Below are 10,757 nucleotides of genomic sequence, written 5' to 3' on the forward strand. Positions count from 1 at the left end.
CAGGCGCCGGTGAGCGAAACCCCGCTCCCCGCCCAGCCGCAGCCGCCGGGCGACACAACGCCAGGCGTCCGGCGCAGCCACCGGGCGACAGCGCACCAGAAGAGGGCAAGCGCACCCCCGGTCGGCTAGCGCCCCCGCTCCCGTTCCTCCACGAACGCGTTGTACGCCGCCACCTGCGCCCGCCGAGCCGTCCGCTCGACCGGACGCAGCGCGGCGGTCCGGGAGGCCATCTCGGAGGCGCTCACGGCGCCACCGTGGCCGTTCTCGAACGCCACGGAGATCAGCAACCCCACCCGCTGCGCCAGCTCCAGCACCCGTACCGCACGCGGCGGATACCCGGGCGCCAACACCTCGCGCCCCCGCTCGGCCCGCGCCCGGTACGCGTCGATCGCCGCCTCGGCCACCGGCCCGGACGCCGCGACGTCCAGCCGCGACAACATCGCGGTGGCGTCCCGCAACGCCTCCGCCAACTCCCGCTCGGCCTCCCCGAGGGACGGCACATCGGCGGGCGGAGCCTCCCGCACCTCCAGACAGTGCCAGACGACCTCCACATGCTCGTCCCCGGCGGGCCCCACCGAGTACACCTCCGGCACCAGCCCCAGCGCACCCCCGTGGCAGACGACCGCCTCCTCCGCCTCCAACGCCCGCTTGTTGAACTCCGGCGGCCCGCTCAGCCCCAGCGGATGCCCCGCCGCGGGCAGCGCGACCCGCAGCCCGGTCACCCCGAGCGCCCGCAACCGCCCCAGCGCGAGCGTCAGTCCGACCGGCCCCGACTCGCCCGGCAACCCCTCCACCCGGTGCACAGCGTCCGTCCCGACGATCGCGAGCACCGCGTCATCCGGCGAGACAAGTCCGGCGAGAAGGGCATTTCCCCATGGGGCGAGGCGCCCTGAGCGTGGTTCCGAGAGCATGCCCCCACCCTAAGGACCGACCGAGGGGATGGACGGCCCGACCGGTGGCGTAGATTTCCCTGAGGGCTGCGCCCACCCGGCGGTGGCTCCGACCACAGGCGTACGCGACAGCCGAGACAGGCCGACACTGCAAGGGGAGACAGCGCGCTCATGAGCGATGTTCTGGAGCTGGAGGACGTATCCGTGGTCCGCGAGGGCCGGGCTCTGGTGGACCAGGTCTCCTGGTCGGTCAAGGAGGGCGAGCGCTGGGCCATCCTCGGGCCGAACGGCGCCGGCAAGACCACCCTCCTGAACATCGCGTCGAGCTATGTCTACCCCAGCAAGGGCACCGCCACGATCCTCGGCGACACCCTCGGCAAGGTCGACGTCTTCGAGCTGCGCCCCCGCATCGGCATGGCCGGCATCGCCATGGCGGAGAAGCTCCCCAGGCGCCAGACCGTCCTGCAGACCGTGCTGACCGCCGCGTACGGCATGACGGCCACCTGGAACGAGGACTACGAGGAGGTCGACGAGCTGCGCGCCCGCGCCTTCCTCGACCGCCTCGGCATGACCGACTTCGTCGACCGCAAGTTCGGCACCCTCTCCGAGGGCGAGCGCAAGCGCACCCTCATCGCCCGCGCCCTGATGGCCGACCCCGAGCTGCTGCTCCTCGACGAGCCCGCCGCCGGGCTGGACCTCGGCGGCCGCGAGGACCTCGTACGCCGTCTCGGCCGCCTGGCCCGCGACCCGATCGCCCCCTCCATGATCATGGTCACGCACCACGTCGAGGAGATCCCCCCGGGCTTCACCCACGTTCTGATGATCCGCCAGGGCAAGGTCCTCGCCGCGGGCCCGCTGGAGCTGGAGCTCACCTCCCGCAACCTCTCCCTCTGCTTCGGCCTCCCGCTCGTCGTCGATCAGCTCGGCGAGCGCTGGACCGCCCACGGCCTGCCGCTCAACTGACCTCCAACCTCTCCCGATATTCCGCCGGTCGGGTGCCCCGGGACCACAACCGGGCCCAGGCGCACCCGACTTGGGAGCACTCAGTACGCGATCTTTGACCGTGCGCTCTGTTCCGCGGCCCGATCGCGGTTCTACCATGGCCGATGTGGACAGCATCGACGCATGGGTGTGGTGGCTGATCGGCGCGACCGGGCTCGGGATCGCCCTCGTGGTGACCGCGATGCCCGAGTTGGGAATGCTCGCCCTGGGCGGCGTCGCCGGTGCCGTGACCGCGGGGCTGGGCGGTGGAGTCGTACTCCAGGTCGTCGTCTTCGCGGTCGTCTCCGTCGCGCTCCTCGCCGTCGTCCGGCCCATCGCGGCGCGGCACAGATCCGGTCGGCCCCAACTCGCGACCGGAATCGACGCGTTGAAGGGCAAACACGCCGTCGTCCTGGAACGGGTCGACGGCACGGGCGGCCGTATCAAGCTGGCCGGCGAAGTCTGGTCCGCCCGTGCGCTCGACACCGGCCAGGCCTTCGAGGTGGGTCAGGAAGTGGACGTCGTGGAGATCGAGGGAGCCACGGCGATCGTCATGTGACCTCGCACGACGTGGTCACGAGGCGATGACGCTATGACCTGAACGACCCACCTGGCAGGCGGTGTTCTGCCAGACTCGACCAGCAAGATCTTCAACAGTCCCGACAGGCATAAGATCTTCAGGAAGCGCCACGGCAGAGAAGGGCACGGGGAGCAAACGATGGAACCGATCATCATCGTCCTGATCATTCTGGTGGTGTTGGTCTTCATCGCCCTGATCAAGACCATCCAGGTGATTCCACAGGCAAGCGCCGCGATCGTCGAGCGGTTCGGCCGCTACACGCGCACACTCAACGCGGGCCTCAACATCGTCGTCCCGTTCATCGACTCCATCCGCAACCGCATCGACCTTCGCGAACAGGTCGTGCCGTTCCCGCCCCAGCCGGTGATCACCCAGGACAACCTGGTCGTGAACATCGACACGGTCATCTACTACCAGGTGACCGACGCCCGCGCCGCGACCTACGAGGTCGCCAGCTACATCCAGGCGATCGAGCAGCTCACCGTCACCACCCTCCGCAACATCATCGGTGGCATGGACCTGGAGCGGACCCTGACCTCCCGCGAGGAGATCAACGCGGCCCTGCGCGGGGTCCTCGACGAGGCCACCGGCAAGTGGGGCATCCGCGTCAACCGCGTCGAGCTGAAGGCGATCGAGCCGCCCACCTCCATCCAGGACTCGATGGAGAAGCAGATGCGCGCCGACCGTGACAAGCGCGCCGCGATCCTGACCGCCGAAGGTACGCGCCAGGCGGCCATCCTCACCGCCGAGGGTGAGAAGCAGTCCCAGATCCTGCGCGCCGAGGGCGAGGCCAAGGCCGCCGCCCTGCGCGCCGAGGGTGAGGCCCAGGCCGTCCGTACGGTCTTCGAGGCCATCCACGCCGGCGACCCGGACCAGAAGCTCCTCTCCTACCAGTACCTCCAGATGCTTCCGAAGATCGCCGAGGGCGACGCCAACAAGCTCTGGATCGTCCCCAGCGAAATCGGCGACGCCCTCAAGGGCCTCTCCGGCGCCATGGGCAACTTCGGCAACTTCGGCGGCGGCGGCCCGTCGGTCCCCAGGCCCGCCGACGGCAACAGCGAGCGCCGTGAGAAGCCGGCCATCGACTGAGCACACGACCATGGGCCCGCCTTCGCAAGAAGGGCGGGCCCAGACGTTTTTCAGGGGCGCGGGGAACTGCGCGATCAGCCACAACGCACCCGCAGCCCGCACATCACAGCAACCCAACGGCGTTACGCGGCCCCCTGCGAAAGCCAGGCCGGCAGCGCGTCGTAGTCCTCGTGCCCCAGCGACAGCAGCATGGCATCGGCCGGCGTAGGCTCGAACGGCTGCCGCAGCAGCGGCATACCCGCCTGCTCCGGAGTCCGGTCGGCCTTGCGGTGATTGTCCTCGGCGCACGACGCGACCGTGTTCAGCCAGGTGTCACCACCGCCCCGCGACCTCGGCACCACATGGTCGACGGTCGTCGCCCGCCTGCCGCAGTACGCGCACCTGTGCCTGTCCCGTACCAGGACACCCCGCCTCGACCACGGTGCTTGTCTTCGGAACGGCACCCGCACATACCTGCACAGTCTGATCACCCGGGGCGCCGGTATGTCGACCGCGGCTCCGCGCATGCGCAGTTCGGGGTGGGTCTGCTCGACGACGGCCTTGTCCTGCAGTACCAGAACGACGGCTCGGTTGAGCGTCACCGTCGACAGCGGCTCGAAGCTCGCGTTCAGTACCAGCGTGTCCCGCATCCCAGCCCACCTCCTGTGCCAGCCCACCCCCCGGCGGGCTTGGATCAACTCTGGCCGGGCACGCCGAGATGGACAACGCAATAAAAAATGCCCGTCTCTGATCACTTCCAAGACCAGAGACGGGCAAACGTTCAATGAACGTCCGGCTTCGTTACTATTCCGCCACGGCGGCGTACTCGGCGATGAGTTGGGCGCGCGCCAGGGTGTGGAAGCGCAGGTTGAAACCGACCACGGCGGGCGAGGCATCCGCATCCGGACCGAGCTTCTCCTCGTCCACGGCGTACACCGTGAACACGTACCGGTGCGCCGGATCCCCGGGCGGCGGCGCGGCCCCACCGAAGTCCTTCGTCCCGTAGTCGTTGCGCACCTGGACGGCGCCCTCGGGCAGCCCCTCGAACTTTCCCGTGCCCGCACCCGCCGGCAGCTCCGTCACCGACGCCGGGATGTCGAACACGACCCAGTGCCAGAACCCGCTGCCCGTGGGGGCGTCCGGGTCGTAGCAGGTCACGGCGAAACTCCTGGTCTCCGGCGGGAAGCCCTCCCAGCTCAGCTGTGGCGAGATGTTCCCGCCCGCGTGGACCTGGGCGTCCTTGAGCGTCGCACCCGCTTCGACGTCCTCGCTCGTGACCGTGAAGGACGGCACGACCGGGTGGAAATCGTGGGGGAGCGGCGGCCTCTTCGGCTCGGTCACCTCAGTACCTCCTGATGGATCCGGGGTAGGTGTGCTCAGAGCCTAGAACCAGCTGCGCTTGCTGCCGACCTCCGACAGCCACTGGTTCAGGTACGCGGCCCAGTCCGTGCCCTGGTAGTCGTGCAGCCCCACCCTGAACGAACGGAACGAGTCGCTGCCCTCGCTGAACAGCCCCGGCTTCTTGTCCATCTCCAGTACGACGTCCATCTCGCGCTCGTCGGCGACGAAGCTCAACTCGACCTGGTTCAGGCCGTGGTACTGCTGCGGCGGGTAGAACTCGATCTCCTGGTAGAACGGCAGCTTCTGCCGCGTACCCCGGATGTGACCGCGCTCCAGGTCCGCGTTCTTGAAGCGGAAGCCCAGCTGGATGAAGGCGTCCAGGATGGCCTGCTGTGCCGGCAGCGGGTGCACGTTGATCGGGTCCAGGTCGCCGGAGTCGACCGCACGCGCGATCTCCAGCTCGGTGGTCACACCGATGTTCATGCCCGGCAGCGTCTGTCCCTGGATCGTGGTGACCGGCGTCTCCCACGGGATCTCCAGCCCGAACGGCACGACATGGACGGCCTCGGCCTTCAGCTCGAAGGCACCACCGAGCCGCTGCTTGGTGAACACCATGTCCTGCTTGTACTCCGCGTCCTGGCCCTCGACCTCGACCCTGGCCTGCAGACCGACGGACAACGCCTCGATCTGCTGGTCCACGGAGCCGCCCTGGATCCGCACCTCACCCTGGACGACACCGCCCGGGACGACATTGACCTCGGTCAGCACCGTCTCGACCGAAGCGCCACCGGCTCCCAGGCTCGCGAGCAGCCGCTTGAACCCCATGTCTGTTCCTCCCGTCAGGCAACGCCTGTGTATCTGTGTGGTTCTGTGTCTTGTGGTGGATCGCTCTGCGTGACGTGGATCCTTGATCCCTACAAACGCAAACCGACGGCGACCGGTTCCGCGTCCTCCAGCTTCCCCACCCTTCCAAGGAGGACGCCCCCTGGCCACCCGCCGGCCCGCACCTGTCTGGACTACGCTCGTACGCCATGATCGCGAGCCCCGACCGTACGCCCCTCGCCCGCGAGTTCTTCGACCGCCCCGTACTGGAGGTGGCACCGGACCTTCTGGGACGCGTCCTCGTACGCACCAGCCCGGACGGGCCGATCGAAGTCCGCCTCACGGAGGTCGAGGCCTACGACGGTGCGAACGACCCCGGCTCCCACGCCTATCGGGGGCGCACAGCCCGCAATGGCGTGATGTTCGGTCCGCCCGGACACGTGTACGTCTACTTCACCTACGGCATGTGGCACTGCATGAACCTGGTGTGCGGTCCGCAGGGCCGGGCGAGCGCGGTTCTGCTGCGCGCCGGCGAGATCATCGTGGGCGCCGATCTTGCCCGCAAACGTCGAATCTCAGCCCGAAATGACATGGAACTGGCCAAAGGGCCGGCCCGCCTGGCCACGGCCCTGGACGTGGACCGAGCCCTCGACGGCACGGACGCCTGCGCCTCGGGCACCTCACCCATGACGGTCCTGGCCGGCACCCCTGTCAGTCGTGACCAGGTACTCAACGGTCCCCGCACCGGCGTCTCCGGCGACGGCGGCGTCCACCCCTGGCGCTTCTGGACCGTCGACGACCCGACTGTCAGCTCCTATCGCGCCCATGTCCCCCGTCGGCGCTCAACTTGACTCGCTCCTGGGCGATCCGTAACGTAGCCCGAGCCGCTTGAACCGGTTACGGCGATCAGCCAGCAGCCGAGAGCGGCCAACCCACTACCTACAACATCCCCTCAGCGGGGGCGAATTAGGCGTGCCCTGATTCAAGCCCGCAGCACTCAATTATGAGTTGCCGAGGGAATCGGCTAACGTAGTGAATGTCGAAAGGCCGCAAGGGAAACCGCGAGGTCAAAAGACAGCCGAAAGGCAAATCCCCCCGACAGGGAATCGAATCGGAAAACGATCTGATAGAGTCGGAAACGCAAGACCGAAGGGAAACTGCCCGGAGGAAAGCCCGAGAGTAGCTTGGGTGAGTACAAAGGAAGCGTCCGTTCCTTGAGAACTCAACAGCGTGCCAAAAATCAACGCCAGATATGTTGATACCCCGTCCGCCGAAGCTTTTCGGTGGTCGAGGTTCCTTTGAAGTAAAACACAGCGAGGACGTTGTGAACGGTCGGGCTTATTCCGCCTGACTGTTCCGCTCTCGTGGTGTCGACCCGATTACGGGTAAACATTCACGGAGAGTTTGATCCTGGCTCAGGACGAACGCTGGCGGCGTGCTTAACACATGCAAGTCGAACGATGAACCACTTCGGTGGGGATTAGTGGCGAACGGGTGAGTAACACGTGGGCAATCTGCCCTTCACTCTGGGACAAGCCCTGGAAACGGGGTCTAATACCGGATACAACACTCTCGGGCATCCGATGAGTGTGGAAAGCTCCGGCGGTGAAGGATGAGCCCGCGGCCTATCAGCTTGTTGGTGAGGTAACGGCTCACCAAGGCGACGACGGGTAGCCGGCCTGAGAGGGCGACCGGCCACACTGGGACTGAGACACGGCCCAGACTCCTACGGGAGGCAGCAGTGGGGAATATTGCACAATGGGCGAAAGCCTGATGCAGCGACGCCGCGTGAGGGATGACGGCCTTCGGGTTGTAAACCTCTTTCAGCAGGGAAGAAGCGAAAGTGACGGTACCTGCAGAAGAAGCGCCGGCTAACTACGTGCCAGCAGCCGCGGTAATACGTAGGGCGCGAGCGTTGTCCGGAATTATTGGGCGTAAAGAGCTCGTAGGCGGTCTGTCGCGTCGGATGTGAAAGCCCGGGGCTTAACCCCGGGTCTGCATTCGATACGGGCAGACTAGAGTGTGGTAGGGGAGATCGGAATTCCTGGTGTAGCGGTGAAATGCGCAGATATCAGGAGGAACACCGGTGGCGAAGGCGGATCTCTGGGCCATTACTGACGCTGAGGAGCGAAAGCGTGGGGAGCGAACAGGATTAGATACCCTGGTAGTCCACGCCGTAAACGGTGGGAACTAGGTGTTGGCGACATTCCACGTCGTCGGTGCCGCAGCTAACGCATTAAGTTCCCCGCCTGGGGAGTACGGCCGCAAGGCTAAAACTCAAAGGAATTGACGGGGGCCCGCACAAGCAGCGGAGCATGTGGCTTAATTCGACGCAACGCGAAGAACCTTACCAAGGCTTGACATACACCGGAAACGGCCAGAGATGGTCGCCCCCTTGTGGTCGGTGTACAGGTGGTGCATGGCTGTCGTCAGCTCGTGTCGTGAGATGTTGGGTTAAGTCCCGCAACGAGCGCAACCCTTGTTCTGTGTTGCCAGCATGCCCTTCGGGGTGATGGGGACTCACAGGAGACTGCCGGGGTCAACTCGGAGGAAGGTGGGGACGACGTCAAGTCATCATGCCCCTTATGTCTTGGGCTGCACACGTGCTACAATGGCAGGTACAATGAGCTGCGAAGCCGTGAGGCGGAGCGAATCTCAAAAAGCCTGTCTCAGTTCGGATTGGGGTCTGCAACTCGACCCCATGAAGTCGGAGTTGCTAGTAATCGCAGATCAGCATTGCTGCGGTGAATACGTTCCCGGGCCTTGTACACACCGCCCGTCACGTCACGAAAGTCGGTAACACCCGAAGCCGGTGGCCCAACCCGTAAGGGAGGGAGCTGTCGAAGGTGGGACTGGCGATTGGGACGAAGTCGTAACAAGGTAGCCGTACCGGAAGGTGCGGCTGGATCACCTCCTTTCTAAGGAGCACTTCTACCGAACTCTTCGGGGTGAGGTCAGAGGCCAGATCATCAGCGAATGTCTGATGCTGGTTCGCTCAGGGTGGAACGTTGATTATTCGGCCGGTTCACGGGCCGGAGGCTGTGAGTACTGCTCGTAAGAGTGTGGAAAGCATGATCTCTGGACGGGGACGGGTCGGGCACGCTGTTGGGTGTCTGAGGGTATGGCCGTATGGCTGCCTTCAGTGCCGGCCCCAGTGCACTCGAACTTCTGGTTCGGGGTGATGGGTGGTTGGTCGTTGTTTGAGAACTGCACAGTGGACGCGAGCATCTGTGGCCAAGTTTTTAAGGGCGCACGGTGGATGCCTTGGCACCAGGAACCGATGAAGGACGTGGGAGGCCACGATAGGCCCCGGGGAGTCGTCAACCAGGCTTTGATCCGGGGGTGTCCGAATGGGGAAACCCGGCAGTCGTCATGGGCTGTCACCCTTGCCTGAACACATAGGGCAAGTGGAGGGAACGCGGGGAAGTGAAACATCTCAGTACCCGCAGGAAGAGAAAACAACCGTGATTCCGGGAGTAGTGGCGAGCGAAACCGGATGAGGCCAAACCGTATACGTGTGAGACCCGGCAGGGGTTGCGTGTACGGGGTTGTGGGATCTCTCTTTCACAGTCTGCCGGCTGTGAGACGAGTCAGAAACCGTACAGGTAGGCGAAGGACATGCGAAAGGTCCGGCGTAGAGGGTAAGACCCCCGTAGCTGAAATTTGTACGGCTCGTTTGAGAGACACCCAAGTAGCACGGGGCCCGAGAAATCCCGTGTGAATCTGGCGGGACCACCCGTTAAGCCTAAATATTCCCTGGTGACCGATAGCGGATAGTACCGTGAGGGAATGGTGAAAAGTACCGCGGGAGCGGAGTGAAATAGTACCTGAAACCGTGTGCCTACAAGCCGTGGGAGCGTCGCGCATCGAGCTTGCTCGGTGCGTCGTGACTGCGTGCCTTTTGAAGAATGAGCCTGCGAGTTTGCGGTGTGTTGCGAGGTTAACCCGAGTGGGGTAGCCGTAGCGAAAGCGAGTCCGAACAGGGCGATTCAGTAGCACGCTCAAGACCCGAAGCGGAGTGATCTAGCCATGGGCAGGTTGAAGCGGAGGTAAGACTTCGTGGAGGACCGAACCCACCAGGGTTGAAAACCTGGGGGATGACCTGTGGTTAGGGGTGAAAGGCCAATCAAACTCCGTGATAGCTGGTTCTCCCCGAAATGCATTTAGGTGCAGCGTCGTGTGTTTCTTGCCGGAGGTAGAGCACTGGATAGGCGATGGGCCCTACCGGGTTACTGACCTTAGCCAAACTCCGAATGCCGGTAAGTGAGAGCGCGGCAGTGAGACTGTGGGGGATAAGCTCCATGGTCGAGAGGGAAACAGCCCAGAGCATCGACTAAGGCCCCTAAGCGTACGCTAAGTGGGAAAGGATGTGGAGTCGCACAGACAACCAGGAGGTTGGCTTAGAAGCAGCCACCCTTGAAAGAGTGCGTAATAGCTCACTGGTCTAGTGATTCCGCGCCGACAATGTAGCGGGGCTCAAGCGTACCGCCGAAGTCGTGTCATTTCAGCATATAGGGCCAACGCCTGCTGGGATGGGTAGGGGAGCGTCGTGTGCCGGGTGAAGCAGCCGCGGAAGCGAGTTGTGGACGGTTCACGAGTGAGAATGCAGGCATGAGTAGCGATACAAACGTGAGAAACGTTTGCGCCGATTGACTAAGGGTTCCTGGGTCAAGCTGATCTGCCCAGGGTAAGTCGGGACCTAAGGCGAGGCCGACAGGCGTAGTCGATGGATAACCGGTTGATATTCCGGTACCCGCTGTGAAGCGTCAAACATTGAACCAGGCGATGCTAAGTCCGTGAAGCCGTTCCGGACCCTTCGGGGAAAGGAAAGTGGTGGAGCCGACGGACCAGACTTGCAGTAGGTGAGTGATGGGGTGACGCAGGAAGGTAGTCCATCCCGGGCGGTGGTAGTCCCGGGGTAAGGGTGTAGGCCGTGCGATAGGTAAATCCGTCGTACTTGTGGCTGAGACCTGATGCCGAGCCGATTGTGGTGAAGTGGATGATCCTATGCTGTCGAGAAAAGCCTCTAGCGAGTTTCATGGCGGCCCGTACCCTAAACCGACTCAGGTGGTCAG

Annotated in this window: 8 protein-coding genes and 2 rRNA genes; 6 read left to right on the plus strand and 4 right to left on the minus strand. The window is 64.5% G+C overall.

What is annotated here, in order from left to right; translation table 11 throughout:
• Positions 1-125 precede the first annotated feature (125 nt).
• The gene (locus tag AWZ10_RS22300) at positions 126-911 is read right to left on the minus strand and encodes a hypothetical protein (protein WP_060891895.1); all 786 of its coding nucleotides are present in this window, start codon (positions 909-911) and stop codon (positions 126-128) included.
• A 150-nt stretch (positions 912-1,061) separates the two neighbouring features.
• Between AWZ10_RS22300 and AWZ10_RS22305 the strand changes: the two genes are divergently transcribed.
• The 3 genes from AWZ10_RS22305 (at position 1,062) to AWZ10_RS22315 (ending at position 3,540) form a co-directional block, all read left to right on the plus strand.
• Positions 1,062-1,853, plus strand: coding sequence for an ABC transporter ATP-binding protein (locus AWZ10_RS22305; protein WP_046709157.1), 792 nt, complete (start codon positions 1,062-1,064; stop codon positions 1,851-1,853).
• Positions 1,854-1,989: 136 nt separating this feature from the next.
• The gene (locus AWZ10_RS22310; protein WP_078935718.1) at positions 1,990-2,430 is read left to right on the plus strand and encodes an NfeD family protein; all 441 of its coding nucleotides are present in this window, start codon (positions 1,990-1,992) and stop codon (positions 2,428-2,430) included.
• Positions 2,431-2,589: 159 nt separating this feature from the next.
• Complete coding sequence (locus AWZ10_RS22315; protein WP_037691219.1) at positions 2,590-3,540, plus strand: SPFH domain-containing protein; 951 nt, start codon at positions 2,590-2,592, stop codon at positions 3,538-3,540.
• A 122-nt stretch (positions 3,541-3,662) separates the two neighbouring features.
• Here AWZ10_RS22315 and AWZ10_RS22320 read toward each other — a convergent pair whose 3' ends face one another.
• The 3 genes from AWZ10_RS22320 to AWZ10_RS22330 all read right to left on the minus strand — a co-directional run bounded on the left by AWZ10_RS22320 (position 3,663) and on the right by AWZ10_RS22330 (position 5,685).
• Positions 3,663-4,169, minus strand: a complete 507-nt coding sequence (locus AWZ10_RS22320; RefSeq protein ID WP_005477596.1) for an HNH endonuclease — start codon at positions 4,167-4,169, stop codon at positions 3,663-3,665.
• A 154-nt stretch (positions 4,170-4,323) separates the two neighbouring features.
• Positions 4,324-4,860, minus strand: coding sequence for a YbhB/YbcL family Raf kinase inhibitor-like protein (locus AWZ10_RS22325; RefSeq protein WP_046709156.1), 537 nt, complete (start codon positions 4,858-4,860; stop codon positions 4,324-4,326).
• Positions 4,861-4,902: 42 nt separating this feature from the next.
• The gene (locus AWZ10_RS22330) at positions 4,903-5,685 is read right to left on the minus strand and encodes a sporulation protein (RefSeq protein WP_046709155.1); all 783 of its coding nucleotides are present in this window, start codon (positions 5,683-5,685) and stop codon (positions 4,903-4,905) included.
• Positions 5,686-5,891: 206 nt separating this feature from the next.
• Between AWZ10_RS22330 and AWZ10_RS22335 the strand changes: the two genes are divergently transcribed.
• The 3 genes from AWZ10_RS22335 to AWZ10_RS22345 form a co-directional block, all read left to right on the plus strand.
• On the plus strand, positions 5,892-6,533 hold the full coding sequence (locus tag AWZ10_RS22335) for a DNA-3-methyladenine glycosylase (RefSeq protein ID WP_046709154.1): 642 nt from the start codon (positions 5,892-5,894) through the stop codon (positions 6,531-6,533).
• A gap of 541 nt (positions 6,534-7,074) precedes the next feature.
• Positions 7,075-8,600: ribosomal RNA gene (locus tag AWZ10_RS22340) — 16S ribosomal RNA — on the plus strand.
• Between the two features lie 314 nt (positions 8,601-8,914).
• Positions 8,915-10,757, plus strand: a 23S ribosomal RNA gene (locus AWZ10_RS22345); the annotation flags it as partial.

This window comes from Streptomyces europaeiscabiei (genome assembly GCF_001550375.1).
Lineage (GTDB): Bacteria > Actinomycetota > Actinomycetes > Streptomycetales > Streptomycetaceae > Streptomyces > Streptomyces europaeiscabiei.